The 17,241-nt window shown below is 48.0% G+C and carries 20 protein-coding genes; 12 read left to right on the plus strand and 8 right to left on the minus strand.

Annotated elements, in window-relative coordinates; translation table 11 throughout:
* Nucleotides 1-2: 2 nt before the first annotated feature.
* The 8 genes from NDA01_RS15895 to NDA01_RS15930 are packed head-to-tail and all read left to right on the plus strand — an operon-like array spanning nucleotide 3 to nucleotide 7,777.
* Nucleotides 3-995, plus strand: coding sequence for a Nit6803 family nitrilase (locus NDA01_RS15895; RefSeq protein WP_348228696.1), 993 nt, complete (start codon nucleotides 3-5; stop codon nucleotides 993-995).
* A gap of 12 nt (nucleotides 996-1,007) precedes the next feature.
* Nucleotides 1,008-1,439 carry a nuclear transport factor 2 family protein gene (locus tag NDA01_RS15900; RefSeq protein ID WP_348228697.1) on the plus strand — a complete coding sequence of 144 codons (432 nt, stop codon included), beginning with the start codon at nucleotides 1,008-1,010 and terminating at the stop codon, nucleotides 1,437-1,439.
* Nucleotides 1,436-2,518, plus strand: a complete 1,083-nt coding sequence (locus tag NDA01_RS15905; RefSeq protein WP_348228698.1) for an MSMEG_0568 family radical SAM protein — start codon at nucleotides 1,436-1,438, stop codon at nucleotides 2,516-2,518. The genes NDA01_RS15900 and NDA01_RS15905 overlap by 4 nt, the downstream gene beginning before the upstream one ends.
* Nucleotides 2,519-2,536: 18 nt before the next feature.
* Nucleotides 2,537-3,040, plus strand: coding sequence for an MSMEG_0567/Sll0786 family nitrogen starvation N-acetyltransferase (locus tag NDA01_RS15910; RefSeq protein WP_348228699.1), 504 nt, complete (start codon nucleotides 2,537-2,539; stop codon nucleotides 3,038-3,040).
* A complete protein-coding gene (locus NDA01_RS15915) occupies nucleotides 3,040-4,014 on the plus strand; it encodes a sll0787 family AIR synthase-like protein (protein WP_348228700.1) in 975 nt (324 codons plus the stop codon). The genes NDA01_RS15910 and NDA01_RS15915 overlap by 1 nt, the downstream gene beginning before the upstream one ends.
* Nucleotides 4,011-5,222, plus strand: coding sequence for an MSMEG_0565 family glycosyltransferase (locus tag NDA01_RS15920; RefSeq protein WP_348228701.1), 1,212 nt, complete (start codon nucleotides 4,011-4,013; stop codon nucleotides 5,220-5,222). Before NDA01_RS15915 ends, NDA01_RS15920 begins: the two co-directional genes overlap by 4 nt.
* Nucleotides 5,215-5,535 carry an MSMEG_0570 family nitrogen starvation response protein gene (locus NDA01_RS15925; protein ID WP_190440257.1) on the plus strand — a complete coding sequence of 107 codons (321 nt, stop codon included), beginning with the start codon at nucleotides 5,215-5,217 and terminating at the stop codon, nucleotides 5,533-5,535. Before NDA01_RS15920 ends, NDA01_RS15925 begins: the two co-directional genes overlap by 8 nt.
* Before the next feature lie 58 nt (nucleotides 5,536-5,593).
* Nucleotides 5,594-7,777, plus strand: coding sequence for an ATP-binding protein (locus NDA01_RS15930; RefSeq protein ID WP_348228702.1), 2,184 nt, complete (start codon nucleotides 5,594-5,596; stop codon nucleotides 7,775-7,777).
* 72 nt (nucleotides 7,778-7,849) lie between these two features.
* Here the strand turns inward: NDA01_RS15930 and NDA01_RS15935 are convergent, their stop codons facing one another.
* Together NDA01_RS15935 and NDA01_RS15940 are read right to left on the minus strand one after the other, a co-directional pair.
* The gene (locus NDA01_RS15935; RefSeq protein ID WP_348228703.1) at nucleotides 7,850-8,092 is read right to left on the minus strand and encodes a hypothetical protein; all 243 of its coding nucleotides are present in this window, start codon (nucleotides 8,090-8,092) and stop codon (nucleotides 7,850-7,852) included.
* Between the two features lie 351 nt (nucleotides 8,093-8,443).
* Nucleotides 8,444-8,629, minus strand: a complete 186-nt coding sequence (locus NDA01_RS15940; protein ID WP_190440249.1) for a hypothetical protein — start codon at nucleotides 8,627-8,629, stop codon at nucleotides 8,444-8,446.
* A 188-nt stretch (nucleotides 8,630-8,817) separates the two neighbouring features.
* Here NDA01_RS15940 and NDA01_RS15945 point away from each other — a divergent pair, with 188 nt between their 5' ends.
* The gene (locus tag NDA01_RS15945) at nucleotides 8,818-10,167 is read left to right on the plus strand and encodes an FAD-dependent oxidoreductase (RefSeq protein ID WP_190559059.1); all 1,350 of its coding nucleotides are present in this window, start codon (nucleotides 8,818-8,820) and stop codon (nucleotides 10,165-10,167) included.
* Between the two features lie 101 nt (nucleotides 10,168-10,268).
* On the opposite strand, the gene NDA01_RS15950 is transcribed toward NDA01_RS15945, so the two are convergent.
* From NDA01_RS15950 to NDA01_RS15965, 4 genes are all read right to left on the minus strand, one after another.
* Entirely contained in the window at nucleotides 10,269-10,877 is a 609-nt protein-coding gene (locus NDA01_RS15950; RefSeq protein WP_348228704.1) for a hypothetical protein, read from the minus strand.
* Between the two features lie 47 nt (nucleotides 10,878-10,924).
* Complete coding sequence (locus NDA01_RS15955; RefSeq protein ID WP_348228705.1) at nucleotides 10,925-11,242, minus strand: hypothetical protein; 318 nt, start codon at nucleotides 11,240-11,242, stop codon at nucleotides 10,925-10,927.
* A 132-nt stretch (nucleotides 11,243-11,374) separates the two neighbouring features.
* The gene (locus tag NDA01_RS15960; RefSeq protein WP_431193423.1) at nucleotides 11,375-12,079 is read right to left on the minus strand and encodes a TerC family protein; all 705 of its coding nucleotides are present in this window, start codon (nucleotides 12,077-12,079) and stop codon (nucleotides 11,375-11,377) included.
* A 58-nt stretch (nucleotides 12,080-12,137) separates the two neighbouring features.
* Nucleotides 12,138-12,758 (minus strand): hypothetical protein, encoded by a 621-nt coding sequence (locus tag NDA01_RS15965; RefSeq protein WP_190559067.1) that lies wholly within the window; start codon nucleotides 12,756-12,758, stop codon nucleotides 12,138-12,140.
* Nucleotides 12,759-13,244: 486 nt separating this feature from the next.
* On the opposite strand from NDA01_RS15965, the gene NDA01_RS15970 reads away from it, so the two are divergent.
* The 3 genes from NDA01_RS15970 to NDA01_RS15980 all read left to right on the plus strand — a co-directional run bounded on the left by NDA01_RS15970 (nucleotide 13,245) and on the right by NDA01_RS15980 (nucleotide 15,356).
* Nucleotides 13,245-13,928 (plus strand): DUF1003 domain-containing protein, encoded by a 684-nt coding sequence (locus tag NDA01_RS15970; RefSeq protein ID WP_348228706.1) that lies wholly within the window; start codon nucleotides 13,245-13,247, stop codon nucleotides 13,926-13,928.
* Between the two features lie 156 nt (nucleotides 13,929-14,084).
* Nucleotides 14,085-14,921 (plus strand): sulfite exporter TauE/SafE family protein, encoded by an 837-nt coding sequence (locus NDA01_RS15975; protein ID WP_348228707.1) that lies wholly within the window; start codon nucleotides 14,085-14,087, stop codon nucleotides 14,919-14,921.
* Entirely contained in the window at nucleotides 14,922-15,356 is a 435-nt protein-coding gene (locus NDA01_RS15980; RefSeq protein WP_348228708.1) for a DUF1634 domain-containing protein, read from the plus strand.
* On the opposite strand, the gene NDA01_RS15985 is transcribed toward NDA01_RS15980, so the two are convergent.
* Both NDA01_RS15985 and NDA01_RS15990 read right to left on the minus strand, forming a co-directional pair.
* Nucleotides 15,324-16,316, minus strand: coding sequence for a 2OG-Fe(II) oxygenase family protein (locus tag NDA01_RS15985; RefSeq protein ID WP_348228709.1), 993 nt, complete (start codon nucleotides 16,314-16,316; stop codon nucleotides 15,324-15,326). The two genes, NDA01_RS15980 and NDA01_RS15985, sit on opposite strands and share 33 nt — an antisense overlap.
* Before the next feature lie 84 nt (nucleotides 16,317-16,400).
* Nucleotides 16,401-17,240 (minus strand): SWIM zinc finger family protein, encoded by an 840-nt coding sequence (locus NDA01_RS15990; protein WP_348228710.1) that lies wholly within the window; start codon nucleotides 17,238-17,240, stop codon nucleotides 16,401-16,403.
* Between the last annotated feature and the right edge of the window lies 1 nt (nucleotide 17,241).

The raw sequence follows: 17,241 nt of genomic DNA on the forward strand, positions 1-17,241 counted from the left end.
TAATGAATGATTCTCATACCATTCGAGCCGCAGCCATACAGATTAGCCCAGTTTTGTTTAGTCGAGATGGCACCACCGAGAAAGTGTTGCAGGCGATCGCTAAAGCTGCCAAAGCAGGGGTGCAACTGATCGTTTTCCCTGAGACTTTTATCCCTTATTATCCTTACTTCTCCTTTGTGCAACCGCCCGTTCTCATGGGACAGGAACATATGCGGCTGTATGAAGAAGCGGTGACAGTACCTGGGCCAGTGGTAGATGCGGTGAGCAGAGCGGCTCGTTCTTATGCAATGGTGGTGGTGCTAGGAGTCAATGAGCGAGATCATGGCTCCCTCTACAACACGCAGTTAATTTTTGATGCCGACGGCACTCTATTGTTGAAGCGGCGCAAGATTACACCCACCTATCATGAGCGAATGGTGTGGGGGCAAGGAGATGGTTCTGGCTTGAAGGTTGTGGAGACAGCAGTGGGAAAACTGGGTGCCTTGGCTTGCTGGGAGCACTACAATCCTTTGGCTCGCTTCGCCCTCATGGCCCAGCATGAACAAATTCACTGTGCTCAATTTCCCGGTTCCTTAGTAGGGCAGATTTTCGCCGACCAGATTGAAGTCACGATTCGTCATCATGCCTTGGAGGCTGGCTGTTTCGTTGTTAATGCCACAGGTTGGCTCTCCCCAGAACAAGTCGGTCAGATCACCTCTGATGAGAAACTGCAACGGGTGCTCAGTGGCGGCTGTAATACCGCAATTATCGGACCTGAAGGAAATCATCTTTGTCCACCGATTACAGAAGGCGAGGGAATGGCGATCGCCGATCTGAATTTCTCTTTAATTACTAAACGGAAACGCATGATGGATTGTGTGGGTCACTATTCCCGCCCAGAGTTGCTGCAATTGCAAGTCAATTTAGAGGCTCAAACAGTGATAGCAGAATCTCCCGATAGCAGTTTTTCAATAAGCGAAATACCCCTTGACCCTTCCCTACAACCTACTCCCTAACTGCAACACTGCATGGAAAAACCACCTCTACCCCCCTTTACCCTAGAAACAGCAAAAGCCAAAGTTCAAGCTGCAGAAGATGCTTGGAACACGCGCGATCCTCAAAAGGTCGCCTTGGCCTACACAGAGGATTCCCAATGGCGCAATCGAGCTGAGTTCTTTAGTGGGCGAGAAGCGATCGCGGCTTTTCTGAATCGCAAGTGGGCCAAGGAGTTAGATTACCGTCTCAAAAAGGAGCTTTGGAGCTTTACAGGAAATCGGATCTCGGTGCGATTTGAGTATGAATGGCATGATGATTCTGGCTATTGGTATCGAGCTTACGGCAATGAACAATGGGAGTTTGCCGAGAATGGGTTGATGCAAAGACGAGAGGCCAGTATTAATGATGTGCTGATTCAAGAGCCTGAGAGAAAGTTTCGGTGGGAGCGTAAACCCAGTCTATGAACAAGCAACAGTTGATTGTAGAACTGCAAACCCATGGGTTGAAGCTGGTAGAAGAAATTGGAGCAGCAGGACGCAAAGGTGGAGCGGGTCCTTCTGATCACAAAGCTGTGACTGTAGACGGCACAACTGTCATGGTGCCTATCTTCAACAATCCAGCAGCGCGATCGCCTTACACAGTCACTACCACCTCATCTCCATCATTGACTTTAGATCATCAGGGAGAAGCGATCGCCCCAATTCAGTTTCCTCAGCCGCCCCAGTTCTACAACCTTACAACGGCTGACGGTATCCTTTACAGCCAAATTGCCTTGTTGCATAGCCGAGATGTATTAGCGACCACGGTGCTACAAACCTGTATGCGTTATGGTAATACAGATAGCTCTTGCCAGTTTTGTGCCATCGGGCAATCATTGGCAGCAGGGAGAACAATTGCTCGGAAAACTCCTGCTCAACTAGCTGAAGTTGCCGAAGCAGCGGTGCGGCTGGATGGAGTGAAGCAAATGGTGATGACGACAGGAACTCCTAACAGCAGCGATCGCGGTGCGGCTTATTTGACAGAATGTGCCAAAGCCATCAAAGCCAGGGTGAATATCCCGATTCAGGCGCAGTGTGAACCTCCAGATGATTTTGTCTGGTTCGATCGCATGCAGGCAGCAGGAATTGATAGCTTAGGCATGCATTTGGAAGCGGCTGACCCAGAGGTTCGGGCTAGGATTATGCCAGGGAAAGCTACAGTCCCCGTTGAGTACTATTTCAAGGCGTTTGCTGCCGCAGTCAAAGTCTTTGGTTGGGGACAAGTGAATACCTACTTATTGGCAGGATTGGGAGATAGTTTGGAGACCTTATTGGAGGTTTGCGATCGCCTGATTCAAATCGGCGTTTATCCCTTTGTGGTACCCTTTGTTCCCATCACAGGCACTCCCCTCGCTCATCATCCTGCTCCTAAGAGCGAATTTATGTTCACTCTTTATGAACAAGTCGGTGCCATGTTAAAGCAGGCAGGGATGTCATCAGCAGATATCAAAGCAGGCTGCGCAAAGTGTGGGGCTTGCTCAGCTCTTTCTACCTTTGAAAAGTAATTCTGGCAAACCAAGTCCATGAAGACTTACGAATTCAAACTCGCAACGGATGCTCAAGAGATTGCAGCTTACTTTGCATTGCGTCGTGCCATCTTTGCAGAAGAACAGCAACTCTTTTGCGGCGATGACGTAGATGAGATTGATCAATTTGCCTATCCTATTGTGGCGATCGCCACCGCTACCCAGCAGGTCGTCGGAGTAGTGCGAATCTACGAAGCTAAACCAGGCATTTGGTACGGGGGTAGACTAGGCACTCATCCAGAGTATCGCAAAGGTTGGCAAATTGGCAAAGGATTGATCTACAAAGCGGTCACCACTGCGAATACTTGGGGCTGTCAACAGTTTCTAGCCACGGTGCAGTTGCAAAATGTACGCTTCTTCCAACGGCTGCACTGGCAATCATTAGAAGAGATGGCGATTCGGACTCACCCGCATCATTTGATGGAAGCAGACCTCAGTTTCTATCCACCTAACACCGAGATACGTCCCATTCTTTCTTTGCCAGCCAGAGAGGCTTCTTGATGCTATTGCCCCTTGCCGCCCAATTGCGCCAATCCCTCAGCCTTTTGCAGAAGCAGGATATCCAAACGGCATCCCAAGCTTTGAGCATGGGGTCAGAGTGGACTTCTGCCAACGTACTGCTGGGAGATGATTGTGCAGCTATTCCAGATGGAGAAGGATATTTGTTGTTGGCAGCAGAGGGGATGTTGCCGCTGCTCGTAGAAACAGACCCTTGGTTTGCGGGGTGGTCGGCAGTGATGGTAAACATCAGTGATATTGCTGCGATGGGCGGACGAGCGATCGCCGTGGTAGATACGTTGTGGAGCCAGTCTACAAGCAGTACCCTAGCTATCTGGGAGGGCATGCAGGCTGCGGCCCAAGCTTACAATGTGCCGATAGTCGGTGGGCATACTAATTGCCATAGTCCTTACAATGCTCTCTCAGTCGCGATTTTAGGGCGATCGCAGCGATTGATCAGTAGCTTTAATGCTCAACCGGGCGATCAACTGTTGGTGGCGGTTGATTTTCGGGGTAAACCCCATCCTAAATATCCCTTTTGGGACGCAGCAACTACGGCTGATCCGGTGCAGTTGCGAGAAAATCTAGCAATCTTGCCCTATTTGGCGGAAGCCGACCTGTGTGATACAGGCAAAGACATCAGCAATGGCGGCATCATTGGTACTCTGCTGATGTTGCTAGAAACCTCTGGCTGCGGAGCCATCCTGGATTTAGATCAAGTTCCCTGTCCACCAAGCTTAACGCTGGCTCGCTGGCTCGTTAGTTTTCCCAGTTATGGGTTTCTCCTGAGTGTGCGATCGCACCAAGTGGCTGCGGTACAATCCTGCTTTCAGCAACAGGGTTTAGTTTGTGCAGTGGTGGGCGAAGTGCAATCCAGCCAGCATCTGATTCTACGTTCAGACCAAGAATCAATGATCTTTTGGGATTTGTCCCAAGAGCTACTTACAGGTTTCTCTAAAACAGGAGCAACGGCATGAACTGCTCCTCCAGTATTACCGCTCAGGTAGATCAGAACTCTTCATCCTCAGATCTGCCACCCAACTTAAAAATTGCCTTGTTCACTTACTCCACCAAACCGAGAGGCAGTGTCATTCATACCCTGGAGTTGGCGACAGCTCTGCATCATTTAGGCCATGATGTCTGTGTTTATGCCTTGGATAAAGATGGCTCAGGATTTGATTATCCTTTGGCTTGCAACTACCAACTAATTCCTGCTCAGCCTGCTCCTTCTGATTTAGATGCTCTGATTCAGCAGCGCATTCAAGAGTTTGTGGACTATTTCAGTCAGCCTAGAGAGATTTATGACTGCTACCATGCCCAAGATTGTATTAGTGCTAATGCTCTTGCGAAGCTAGCTCAGCAGCGACAAATTTCCCACTTTATCCGCACTGTGCATCATATTGAAGCTTACAGGAGTCCCTATTTGCAGCAGTGTCAGGATCGTTCGATTCGCGCTGCCAACTTCTGCTTCTGTGTCAGTGACAATTGGCAGGCTGCACTACAAGAGCAATACCAGATTCAGGCTCCACGAGTTGTAAACGGGGTAAATCTAGAGAGATTTACGTCTATCCCAAATGGTTCAGAACAGACCCTGAAAGAGCGATGGGGCTTGCATGGTTCTCCTCTGTATCTCACGGTGGGTGGAATTGAACCTCGAAAAAATTCGATTCGACTACTACAAGCCTTTGCTCAAGTCCGATCGCATTATCCCAACGCTCAGTTAGCGATCGCAGGCGGGGCTACCCTATTTGACTACCAATCCTACCGAGATAAGTTTTTTGCGATCGCCAATACCCTAAAAATCAAAATCGGGCATTCCCTAGTGTTACCAGGAGTAATTACGGATGCTGATCTGCCTGCTCTGTATCGAACTGCTGATGCCTTTGTCTTTCCTTCAGTCAAAGAAGGCTGGGGCTTGGTGTTACTGGAAGCGATCGCCTCTGGTCTCCCGGTTCTAACTTCCCACCAAACCCCTTTTACCGAATTCCTTGCTCCAACTCAAGCTCTCCTGGTAGACCCCGAATCACCTACCGCGATCGCCCAAGCCATGCAAGCTATGGTTCAGCCAGACCTGTCTCGCTCTTTGGTGCAGCACAGCCAATCAGTTTTGTCTCGCTATACCTGGGCAGCCTCTGCTGAAATGCACCTCCATCACTACAAACAACTTCTAGCTTCCTATGCCTGAAATTCGCTTTCAAATTCAATGGCCCGATGGTTCTCAGGAAACTTGCTATTCTCCCTCTCTAATCGTCAAAGACTATTTCGCTCCCAACCAGGACTATGACTTAGATGATTTTGTAGCGCGATCGCGTACAGCCCTAAAAATTGCCAGCGATCGGGTGCAGGTCAAGTATGGAAAACCTTGCGGTTTAGCATTGGGCCAACTACAAGAAATTGAAGCTAAGTCTGCTCAGTATCAGTCTGGCCAGTACAAGGAGCTACCACCATTGAAGGTGCGGTTCGTGCAGTTCATTGAATCAAGCGAATCGATATTTTAACCGCCTAGATGGGAATACTGTGTTTAATCTGATACCAGACTGAACCGTAATTGCACCCATGAAAATGCATCGCTTTGGCCAAGTTCAAGCTTTCCCTTTACAGCTTGTCCTAATTGTTCCCTTTGTGCTGCAAATTTTTGGGGCAGTCGGTTTGGTTGGCTACCTGTCCTTCAAGAATGGTCAGAAAGCGGTCAATGAGTTAGCAGACCAGTTAATGGAACGCACTAGTCGTTCGGTGAATCAACATTTGGATGCTTACTTGTCAGTTCCCCATAAGGTGCTTCAGATCAATGCTGACGCGATCCAGATGGGGTTGCTAGATGTGGGCGATCGCGAAACAGTGGCTAAGTACTTTTGGCGGCAGATGCAGGCTTATGACCTGAGTTATATCGGTATTGGGTTGACCACAGGTGAGGGGGCAGGGGCAGCCCGCTACGATGGCAAAACCGTCACAGTAGACGATTGGACCGCCGCATCTGTCAATAATCTCTCCACCTATGCCACTGATAACCAGGGCAATCGAACCAAAGTCACGACGGTCTTCGACTGGGATAGCCTCAGGGAAACCTGGTATACTGAGCCGATCGCTGCGAAGAGACCAATTTGGTCTCGGGTCTATACTTGGAACTATCCAGGCCACCCCTACATTGTGGCTTCAGCGGGTAGACCAATTTATAGCGCTCAAAATCAATTGCTGGGCATCGTTGCTGTAGATATTCATCTACTGAAACTCAGTGAGTTTTTACGAAGTTCGGATGTCAGTCATGCGGGCCAGATCTTCATCCTAGATCGCAAAGGTACCTTGATTGCTAATTCGGCACCTGAGCAGCCTTTCGCGATTGTGAAGGACGAAATCAAACGTTTGCAGGCGATCAATAGCCCCAATCCAGTGGTGCAGGGAATTACCAAACAACTGCAACAGCAGTTCGGCGATTTTCGCAACATTACCAAAGCTCAGAAGATTAAACTCGATTTCCAGGGAGAGCCACAGTACGTGCAGCTTACTCCTTGGCATGATCAATATGGGCTGGATTGGCTTGTGGTGGTTAGCGTGCCAGAAGATGGGTTTATGGCCCAAATTAATGCCAATAACCGCACCACGATCTTACTGTGTCTAGTGGCTCTAGCTGTCGCCTCAGTTTTGAGCGTGGTTACTTCTCGTTGGCTTAGCCGACCTATTCTGCGGCTAAGCCGTGCCAGTGAAGATATGGCAGCAGGCAACCTCAACCAAACGGTAGGAGATAGTGGCATTCAGGAGCTGAACACGTTGGCGGTCTCCTTCAACCATATGGCGGGACAACTACGCGACTCCTTTGCCGCTCTGGAGCAGAGCAATACCGAACTAGAGCACCGCGTTGAAGCCCGTACGGTTGAGCTTAGAGAGGCGCTAGGTGAGTTGCAAAGAACTCAAGCTCAGGTGGTGCAAAGTGAGAAAATGTCGAGTCTGGGACAACTGGTTGCGGGATTGGCCCATGAGATTAACAATCCCATCAACTTCATTCATGGCAATCTGGTGCATGTTCAGGAATACACTCAAGACCTTTTAGGCTTCGTGCAGTTATACGAGCAGCACTATCCTCAACCTGTCTCCGAGATCCAAGCGGAAGCCGAAGAGATTGACCTCGAATTTTTGCAGCAAGATCTGCCTAAAATGCTCGCTTCTATGAAAATGGGCAGCGATCGCATCCGGCAGATTGTGTTGTCATTACGCAACTTCTCGCGTATGGACGAAGCAGAGATTAAGCCTGTCAATATCCATGAAGGTCTTGACAGTACCTTAATGATTCTGCAACACCGCCTCAAAGCCAGATCAGAGCGACCGGAGATTGAGGTCATCAAAGACTACGATCAGTTGCCCTTGGTGGAGTGCTACGCAGGTCAGCTGAATCAGGTGTTTATGAATATCTTGGTTAATGCCATTGATGCCCTAGAGGAGCACAACCACAAACGTACCTACCAAGAAATGCAAACAAATCCGAGCCAGATCACCATTCGGACAACGGCAATAAATGCTCAGTGGGTACAAGTGGCGATCGTGGATAATGGAAAAGGAATGACGCAACAGACGCAGCAGCAAATCTTCAACCCATTCTTTACAACCAAACCAGTAGGTAAGGGGACAGGCATGGGGATGTCGATTAGCTACCAGATCATCACAGAGAAACATGGTGGAAAGCTGGAATGTTTCTCCACATTAGGAAAAGGTACAGAATTTGTGATTCAGATTCCTAGAAAGTGTTGATGGTATAGCAGTCCTAAATGTGCACAAAATTGTGAATACAGATGTAACCCTGCGATCGCCTCAGCCTGCTGCCTAAGCTCCCTCATCTGGACTGGCTTCTGCTGCCTCTCTAAACAAATCGGGTCTAAGATCTCTACCTTCCTGAATCATTTCAGGGGCAACAGCTGGATTACCTAAAATCTCTTGAGGGTCTCCATCAAAGCCACCTGGACGGACTAGCTTTAACACGTCATAGGTTTCGACCTCCTGAGGGCGATCGCTCCCCTTGGAGGACTGATTTTGCTTCTCACTGCTTTGATCGGGATGATTACTCATGCTCCTGTCTCCTTTAAGTATTTTTGAGGAACTGCTTTGATAGCTTTTTACGAGCTACTTCCCTCCAACCGATGAGAGGTGATGGCTATTAGCTCTCTCTCTATCCAGTGAGTAACCCTGTGCTAAGCCAAAAAGTAATCTAGATACGGTTGTGGTTAAATATCTGTGTCAGAAATGGATAGTAATGAAGCGGTACATTTACATCAACACACAACGATGGCAGTACCGCTAAGATTTGACAAAGCAAAGGCACTGCCATGAATTCAGAAATACTATAGCGGTCCTAGTAGGTTGTGAGAGGCGCACCCCGCTAATTTCATCAATCATTTAGGACTACTATGTATCAGCTAACTAGGAGAAAACTCCATAGTAATAAAGCGTAGCCAGAAGAACAATTGCCGAGGCTCCCATTGAAAGCCAGAAAGTCAATTTTACTGGAAGGCTTTTGTTAGGATTTAACCCGTCTTGACCATGATCAATAACAGTTGACAGTTCTTCACTAGCACCTGGAGCAAAATTCTTTTTTGTATTTTCCATATCAAATATCCTTGAATTTCCCTTATTCCTTAACTTACTGCTAATCTCAGAAATTACCTCTGACTTTGGCTATATCTCAGAACTTTGACAGGAGCCTAAAGGAATAGGGTTTGTCTAGAAGCAACGCTACCTGAACTGACCCTGAATACGATACGCTGAAGAAGTTTAGGGATTCAGCAGGCTCTGGGATGGTCAATCAGGTATACGACGTTGTGGTAATAGGGGGCGGAGTAGCAGGAGCAGCCTTGCTCTACTCTTTGGCGACCTTTACCGATCTCAAGCGTGTGGCACTGTTAGAAAAGTATCCTAGCGTTGCCTCGGTCAACTCGAAAGCCACAAATAATAGCCAGACAATCCATTGCGGCGATATTGAGACCAACTACACGCTGGAAAAAGCAATTAAAGTCCGGCGATCGGCTCAAATGTTGGTCCGCTATGGTAGCCAGTTGCCGCCAGCCCTGCGGGACCAGATTATCTACCAGTTTCCCAAGATGGTTTTGGGGGTGGGCTCGCAAGAGTGCGAGTTTTTGCGGCAGCGATATGAAGTATTTAAGCCCCACTTCACTGGGATGCAACTGCTAGAAAAATCCCAGATTGCCGAAATTGAGCCAAATGTGGTGCGGCTGAACGGCGGCGATCGCCCAGAAGAGTTAGTCGCGATCGCCATTTTGGGAGAATACACGGCCATTAACTATGGAGCCTTAGCGCAGTCCTTTGTGGAGCAGGCTCAAGCAGTAACCGATAAAACCGTTGATCTGAAGTTGGGTTATCCAGTCCAATCGATTGAACCTGTGGGGTCTAATTACCAAATCACAACCGCTGAAGGAACTGTAACAGCGCGGTTTGTGGTGGTGTCTGCGGGCGGTCACAGCCTGCTGTTCGCTCACCGGATGGGAATTGGGCTGGAATATTCTTGTTTGCCGGTCGCAGGCAACTTCTACTTCACGCCAGAGATCTTGAACGGCAAGGTTTACACCGTACAGAATGATAAGTTGCCCTTTGCAGCAATTCACGGTGATCCAGATATCACGGTGCCCGGCAAGACTCGTTTTGGACCTACGGCGTTGCCTCTACCGTTGTTGGAGCGAAACAACCTCAAAACCTTAATCGACTACTTGGAAGTTTTGAAGCTAGACGGCACTGTAGCGAGTGTGCTGGGCGATCTGTTGAAGGTGAAAGATATCCGGAACTACATCTTCAAAAACATGGCCTTCGAGGTGCCTTTAGTCAACCGTCGCTTGTTCTTGCAAGATGCTCGTAAAATCGTTCCTTCATTGCAGTTAGAAGACCTAGAATTCGCTCATGGCATTGGCGGGATTCGGCCTCAGTTGATCGATCGCACCCAACGGAAGCTGATTCTGGGGCAAGCAGAGATTGATCCAGGAGAGGGGATTCGCTTTAATATCACGCCTTCTCCCGGAGCTACTACTTGCTTAGGCAACGCGGAACAAGATTTATTGCGAATTCAACAACATCTAGGTTGCAACTTCGATCGCTCCTGGTTCGAGGCAGAATCGATCTCAATGGCCCAAAGCTGAGTTGTTGAAAAGATGAGATGAGGGATGAAAGAAATTTTCTTGCTCCTTCATCTCTTTTTTGATCATGCTGATTCGCTTAGAGTCTCGGCAGATCAATAATGTTAGTCATCGATTTCACCAGCAGCTAGTGGGCTAGGAATTCGGGAGTTGATGAATGTTTGAGATACGTTAGGAATGGATAGATCCTTAGCTGGAGAATCCTGAACTGGTGGAACGTTAAAGACGATTTCGGAAGTGTCAGGGTTGGTTTTTGCCACTAACCGAGTGCCGTCCAAAATTTTAAACACAGCGGGGCTAGATGGAATTCCTGCGGCTTGGACATCATTGGGGAGGTAAACGCCGTTGCAATCCCATCCCTCTGGGGTTGTTTCACCATCTGCTAGGAAGTAAAGGGCGTTGCTGCCAGATTTAGATTCTTCACCTGCGGGACCATAAATCGCTAAAGTCTGCCCCGTTTCATTGCGGCACTGACCCCAAGTAATGCCAGATTCGATCGCCGCTTTCTGTAGTTGTAACTCGTCAATTTGTTGCTTCAGCTCAGGAGAATTGCCTTGAGCATCTCTTTCTGCGAACAGACGATTTAGAGTTCTGGTCATCTCTACATAGTCATGATTTTTGCTGACCTTTGGTTTATCGGCCCAGGAAGCGGGAGCGATCGCCAGGTTGACTAGAAATACCAGCAAAACTAGAATAATTTTTACCAATTTCATACGAGATCTCCTATTCACAAATTTGGTTGATGCTGAAACTATGGCGATTATGTGCTGAATAACGTCTCTAACGTATGCTCAGAACTCTGCCAAGTGGGTTTGTAGACTTTGTCCCGCCGTTGATGACTATCTATGAAACGGACGGGTCCCAGCCGATTATATCGACCTGCTAGTTTACGTACCCAATCGGTAGAAAAGCCTAAAATTTCGGCAACTTGTTCTACTGTCATTGGTATATGCGGTTGGCTCAAAAGTTGAATGGTGAGCCAGTAGTTTTTGGTTTTGGGGTCTTGGCATTCCTCTTGACGACGCACTAGTTCTGCATGGGCCAAGTGAGGAAGAATTTGAATTCGAGGGCGAGACATAATCTAGTTCTATCCCTGAGTTTGTTAAACGATCTGCGCCTGCACCCACTTGTTATCACTTTTCTGGTTCTGCGCTGATCAGGATATGTTTTCTAATCAGCATCAGCAGTTACTATCGTTTTACTATCGTTCCTATGCTTCTAGCGAGGCTGTACGCTTAGAAAATCCCCAGGTAAACAGTACGACAATCATGGTCAACACAATCCACTCAGGCGGTACTGAATCGGGTCGCAACGCTTTACATAGCAGCCGCAATCCTACTCCTAAAACAGTTAGGTAAGCCGCATCCTGGAGGTAGGTAAAGCGTTCTAGCCATTGCACAAACAAGCCTGCTAAAAAGCGGAGAGTCAGGATACCAATAATGCAACCTGTAAGGACAATCCAGGTGTTATCAGAGATAGCGATCGCAGTTGTAACGCTATCTAGGGAGAACACTAAATCCGTTAAAGCAATTAAGGCGATTAGCTGCCAAAGCGAACCGGATACTGGTGGTTCAGTACTGGGGTGATTGAAGGCTGAGCTGATGGAAAACTTTGTCCAGAAATGTTTGCCAACTAACCACAGTAAATAAAGCGCCCCCGCTAATTCTATCTGCCAGAAGCGAATGACCCAGGTGGCAGTAAAGAGCAAAGCGATCCGTAGGATGAAGGCACCTGCCAGGCCCCAGTTTAAGGCTTGCTGCTGATGTTTAGGATCGGGTAGTGGCTGGACTAGAGCCGCTAAGGCGACTGCATTATCAGCAGAGAGTACCGTTTCTAAAGCAACCAGGGCCAATAAGGCTCCCAACGTATTGAGGGAGAAAGCCATCCCTACAGTATTTGTCACTTGCTCTAACATGCCTAATTCCTAACTACCTACATCAGCTACTTTTCCCCAATGCCGAGAGAAAATCAGGTTAGTCTTCGATTGGGGCATTGGGTACTTTAGCGTCAATGTTGGCTTGAGACAGGTTAGGAATTGACCAATTGGTTTCACCAGCCCGGAACACTTGCGCGGGATTGACATTGAATTCCAGCACACCTGTTTCAGGATCATTCTTGGCAATGAGTTGAGTGCCGGGGGTAACTTTGAGCGCCAGAGGTTCAGCCAAGGGTTGATCTCGATTCGCGATTAGAGCCCCACTGGGTAAGTAGACACCATCGCAGTTCCAGTCATCATCTGTAATCTTGCCACTCCCTAGATAGTAGAGGGTGCTGGGTTGAGCTGCTTTCTTGGCTTTGTGAGCATAGACTGCCAAAGTCTTACCTGTGTTATTGCGGCATTGCGCCCACTCCGTTGCAGTTTCAAGGATATACTTTTGCAACTTCAGTTCACCGAGTTGTTGCTCAATCTCGTCGGGAGCTAGGCCCGATCGGTTGGGCGCACTTTTGACTTGCAGGAGACTATCGATCGCCTGGGTTACTTCTGTGTATTCAGGGGTATTAGTGAGTTTGGGTCGGTCTGCCCAGGAAGCTGGAGCAATGACCAAATTGACTAGCAGTACTAAGGCGACAAGAACGACTTTGAATAATTTCATGGGCTTTACTCCGGTTGGTCTGAAAATTTTTAAGGCTGGGATGGGGAAATACCAAGCTTGAGTGAGGCGATCTGTGAGGCGATCGCTGGGGGTGGCATGACTGCGAATCGCTGCAACTTAGAGAGGGAATTTACGTTACCTGCTATCCCTACTAGGTTGATTGCTCTTGATAGAGTTCAGTGAAGACTGGCTGCGAAAAACATAGTCTCACTCTAGGAAGCCTATTCGATAAAAGCAAACATTCTTTTTTGTTGAGAAGATAACTTGAAGTGATTGATATCTGCAAACACAGCTACGCTTGCCTTCCAGGATGGGCATCTTGCATCCTTAGCCCTCTTTTTGGCTAGCATTACTTCAACTTATCGTTTTAAGAAAAAAGAGCATTTGCTTTTATTTTTGAACTGGCTTTATGTTGATAACAAGCTGAATTGCAGCCCATGCCAACAGTTCATACAGAACTCACCCAACTCTTCAAGTAGGTCAATTATGAGAGCACAACACTCCACCCAACAGGCAACCACGGCTAAAGAAAATAAAGTAATTGAGTTGAGACAGAAAAAAACATACACAGCTTTGCAAGAGATTGAGCAACAACGCTCCCAACCGCAAAAGCTGACCACAGGCCAACGAGTTGCTGATAAACTGGCTGCCAAAGTGGGGTCTTGGGGATTTCTGATTGGACAAACGACGATACTCACAGGCTGGGTAACCTTCAACTTGATGCCTGGAGTGCCCCATTGGGATGAACAACCGTTTATCTTGCTCAATTTGGTGTTCTCCTTTGCCTCAGCCTACACCGCTCCAATTGTGTTGATGAGTCAGAACCGTCAGTCAGATGCGGAGCGAGAGAAATCTGAATATGACCGCCAAGTCAACTTAAAGGCAGGATATGACATTGGATTGCTACATGAAAAAATAGATACTCTACAAGCGCAACAATTGAAAGAATTGACTCTGATTGTGAGAGAACAACAGCATAGCCTGAATGAAATGAAAGCGACCGTGCTACCTGTCTTGCAGCAACAGGAGCGATCGCTGAACGAACTCAAGGTCAGCATTCTACCCATTGCTCAACAGCAATTGCAGGAGATTAAGGTAGGCGACGAGCAGTCCTCCAAGAGCAATAACTATTCTGTCTACTTCCCTTTTAATGTTAATTCTATTGAATAAGTTGAATCAGACGTGGAATGAAGGCGATCGCTTCATTACATGAACTACCGATAATTTATGACAACTGTTGCATACAACTATTGCGCTTTTGGAACAGACGCTACAGCCTATTTAGAATTAAATTAGGCACAATGTCCCAAAAGCGGGGATAGACGGTTGAGCATTCTAGAGTTTTCGTTACTGGTTTGGTTGGGATCACTAATCGCTGGTTTTTTAGGCTCACTGACGGGCTTGGGCGGCGGCGTTGTCATTGTTCCTTTACTCACTTCAGTATTTGGGGTGGATATTCGTTATGCAATCGGTGCTTCTCTAGTTTCTGTGATTGCCACATCCTCGGGTGCAGCCTCAACCTACATCCGACAGGGCTTTGCCAATCTACGCTTGGGCATGTTTCTAGAAGTTGCTACGACCATTGGCGCGATCGCCGGAGCTTTTTTAGCGACTTGGGTTTCCATTAAAGCCTTAACTGTGGTGCTGGCAGTGGTGCTCCTCTACTCTGCTTATCTCGCTCAACAGCCACGCTCCGAATATGTTGTGAGTGAAGCCGTTGATCCGCTAGTCGTTCAGCTCAAGCTCAGTGGCACCTGCCCTACCCCAGAAGGCTTAATGGCTTATCAAGCGGCAGCAGTGCCAACAGGATTCGGAGTCATGTTTGTGGCAGGAGTGCTTTCTGGACTACTGGGCATTGGCTCAGGCGCGCTGAAAGTGTTGGCGATGGATCAAGCGATGCGACTGCCATTTAAGGTTTCTACTACTACCAGCAACTTCATGATCGGAGTGACCGCAGCCGCCTCAGCAGGCGTGTATTTGGCCAGGGGCTACATCGATCCAGGTTTGTCAATGCCAGTGATGCTAGGTGTGCTGCCAGGTGCGCTTTTAGGCGCAAAAGTGTTGATTGGTGCCAAAACGCAAATTTTGAGGATTCTGTTTAGTCTCGTGCTCGTTGTCATGGCCTTGAGAATGGTCTACAACAGCTTGGCAGGAGGGCTTTAGATGCGCGAGCTAAACTCAGAGACACAACCAAATTCAAGCGCTAAAGAGTGCAATCTTATCTTTGCGGCTCGTGAGCAAAAACTGGGGCAATGGATTAGTTACCTGCTCAGTTATGGAGTATTAACAGCCAGCGCGATCGTTTGCATCGGCGGCATTTGGTATCTAATCCGTCACGGTGCAGAACCTGTTGATTATCACGTTTTCCGGGGAGAACCAGATACCTTCCGTTCTCCTGCGGGGATAGTGGCAGCAGTGCTAGCGGGTCGGGCACGGGGGCTAATTCAGCTTGGTCTTCTGCTCCTGATTGCCACGCCGATCGCCCGTGTAATTTTGTCGTTGGTGACTTTTTTGCGCTGGCGAGATTTGACTTATACCGTAATCACCTTACTGGTTCTCACAGGATTAATTTACAGCTTTATCGGAGCTTACGTTTGAAGCTGCCTGATTCTGAATTTGGTCATACTTGCGATCGAGGAATTCCTGGATCGCGATGGGCGCGTCTGCTAAATTCGGCTCACTGATTAGTGAACCTGGATAGACCACACAATCATGATTGGTTTCGCAAAAGAAGGCGATCGAGTATCGGGTGTTCTGGAGTTGCTGAGCATCTGTAATCCGAACTCGATGCGGAGCTGCATGAATTGTATCTCCGCTCCAGCGTTGCATTACCTCACCAGCAAGCACTCCAATGCAACCAGGCGGAATATCTACAGTGACCCATTCATAGTTGGGAGTCAAAACTTCTAGACCTCCAGTGGAATCCTGCCAAAGCAGAGTAATACCCGAATAGTCTTGGTGGGCTCCCAGGCGAATCGAGCCGAGGGTAAAGTGAGGAGCAGGAGGATAATGGAGGAGCCGTAGAGTGCTGTTCTGGCCATGCTGCTTCACCAAACTATTCGGAGGCTGCTGATAGACTATTTCGAGGGCCGCTAAAACTCGATTAGCCTGTTCCTGAAAGGCATGAAAGATTTTGTAGAGTTGAGCTGTTAGCCTAGCCAGTTCCTCTGGGTGAGGAAGCATCTCTTCTATAGTGCTTGAATCTGCATCGGACTGCTTTCCCCAACGCTGGAGCCATTGAGCATAAGTGCCATTCTCTAGATTGAGATCTAATACTTCTTTGTAATCTTCATTGGCATCGCTGAGTTGCTCCTGCCCCAACGGGAGAAACACACCCTGCCAAGGAGACGATAACTGTTGAGCCAGCGATCGCTTCTGTAAATCGCTGAGGGCAAAAAAGTCTCGCAAGCTATTGAATAAATCATTATCCTGCATTGCGGGTAATACAGGAACATAGGCCACACCCACCCTAAAAAGCGCATCAAAGAGTTGATAAGCAAACTCTGTCTGAGCAGCGGAGGAATCAGAGAGTAAAGGGAGGTGGGTGATTGCTTTCATAGACTTGCTGGGGGCTGATGGACTAAGGCAAGCGAAAGGATACAGGAGCAATGGGGGCTAGGACAGGCTCCACAATCGCTAAGATTATAGCAAGTCGCGATTTTTTGTTTTAATGCGATCGTATAGTTCATCAATCGTTGCAATAAACGAGTGGTCCTTTTGCCAAAAGGCGGGAAAGTCTCCCTGCTTTTTGACCAAAATGCCTGAAACGGTGCTAGGCGACAGTACTTCAACAGTTTTAGGAAATGGTTTCTCTCCCTGCCAAAAAGTTTTAGGATTGATCTCCTGTGGCAACGCCGTGAGTTGAGGTCGAGTGTAGTAGGAGCTCACAGGGGCAGGTGCACTCGCTTCGGCGTTCAGTTCTGCAATCAGAGCTTGGCCTAAAGGTGATTTAGCTAGCTCTGCATGTAGTTGTTTTCTGGGTAGCCCTCGTAACTCAAACAGGAGAAAGGGATCGCGATCGAGATCTTTGGCAACGCGGTAATAAACTCCAGCCACATGCTTGCAAGGATTACCCCAATCGGGACAAGAGCAGTGCGTTTCAAAATCTAGTTTTGACTTTGGTAATAGATGCAATCCTAAGGTTTGAAAGGCATCCTCGATGTTATCTGGCATCTCATTCAGCAGCAGTTTGGAGATAAAACTGGCTTTAGAGGCAATGTAAGCGATCCCTGCCGCCCATTGCGCCTGACTAATGGGATGAATGACAATCTCAATGTTATAAGTCGGTTCTTTGTAAACGCCAAAGTAAGGGTTGACGTTGCCTCGAACTTTCGCGTGAATGACAGAATCAATAATATCGAGCTGGAGGATACGGTTGCTGTTGGCATAGGAGCGACCTCGACTCAAGCGACTCGGATCGCTGAATGCTTCTAAGGCTTGAATAAATCGATTGCCCCACCAGGTTTTTGAGAGTTTTTTCATG

Source organism: Trichocoleus desertorum AS-A10 (genome assembly GCF_039962155.1).
Classification (GTDB): Bacteria; Cyanobacteriota; Cyanobacteriia; order FACHB-46; family FACHB-46; genus Trichocoleus.

Bases quoted from the DNA above. Each gene is read 5' to 3' on its own strand.
- NDA01_RS15895 (WP_348228696.1), top strand. From the start codon at position 3: ATGAATGATTCTCATACCATTCGAGCCGCAGCCATACAGATTAGCCCA.
- NDA01_RS15900 (WP_348228697.1), top strand. From the start codon at position 1,008: ATGGAAAAACCACCTCTACCCCCCTTTACCCTAGAAACAGCAAAAGCC.
- NDA01_RS15905 (WP_348228698.1), top strand. From the start codon at position 1,436: ATGAACAAGCAACAGTTGATTGTAGAACTGCAAACCCATGGGTTGAAG.
- NDA01_RS15910 (WP_348228699.1), top strand. From the start codon at position 2,537: ATGAAGACTTACGAATTCAAACTCGCAACGGATGCTCAAGAGATTGCA.
- NDA01_RS15915 (WP_348228700.1), top strand. From the start codon at position 3,040: ATGCTATTGCCCCTTGCCGCCCAATTGCGCCAATCCCTCAGCCTTTTG.
- NDA01_RS15920 (WP_348228701.1), top strand. From the start codon at position 4,011: ATGAACTGCTCCTCCAGTATTACCGCTCAGGTAGATCAGAACTCTTCA.
- NDA01_RS15925 (WP_190440257.1), top strand. From the start codon at position 5,215: ATGCCTGAAATTCGCTTTCAAATTCAATGGCCCGATGGTTCTCAGGAA.
- NDA01_RS15930 (WP_348228702.1), top strand. From the start codon at position 5,594: ATGAAAATGCATCGCTTTGGCCAAGTTCAAGCTTTCCCTTTACAGCTT.
- NDA01_RS15935 (WP_348228703.1), bottom strand. From the start codon at position 8,092: ATGAGTAATCATCCCGATCAAAGCAGTGAGAAGCAAAATCAGTCCTCC.
- NDA01_RS15940 (WP_190440249.1), bottom strand. From the start codon at position 8,629: ATGGAAAATACAAAAAAGAATTTTGCTCCAGGTGCTAGTGAAGAACTG.
- NDA01_RS15945 (WP_190559059.1), top strand. From the start codon at position 8,818: ATGGTCAATCAGGTATACGACGTTGTGGTAATAGGGGGCGGAGTAGCA.
- NDA01_RS15950 (WP_348228704.1), bottom strand. From the start codon at position 10,877: ATGAAATTGGTAAAAATTATTCTAGTTTTGCTGGTATTTCTAGTCAAC.
- NDA01_RS15955 (WP_348228705.1), bottom strand. From the start codon at position 11,242: ATGTCTCGCCCTCGAATTCAAATTCTTCCTCACTTGGCCCATGCAGAA.
- NDA01_RS15960 (WP_431193423.1), bottom strand. From the start codon at position 12,079: ATGTTAGAGCAAGTGACAAATACTGTAGGGATGGCTTTCTCCCTCAAT.
- NDA01_RS15965 (WP_190559067.1), bottom strand. From the start codon at position 12,758: ATGAAATTATTCAAAGTCGTTCTTGTCGCCTTAGTACTGCTAGTCAAT.
- NDA01_RS15970 (WP_348228706.1), top strand. From the start codon at position 13,245: ATGAGAGCACAACACTCCACCCAACAGGCAACCACGGCTAAAGAAAAT.
- NDA01_RS15980 (WP_348228708.1), top strand. From the start codon at position 14,922: ATGCGCGAGCTAAACTCAGAGACACAACCAAATTCAAGCGCTAAAGAG.
- NDA01_RS15985 (WP_348228709.1), bottom strand. From the start codon at position 16,316: ATGAAAGCAATCACCCACCTCCCTTTACTCTCTGATTCCTCCGCTGCT.
- NDA01_RS15990 (WP_348228710.1), bottom strand. From the start codon at position 17,240: ATGAAAAAACTCTCAAAAACCTGGTGGGGCAATCGATTTATTCAAGCC.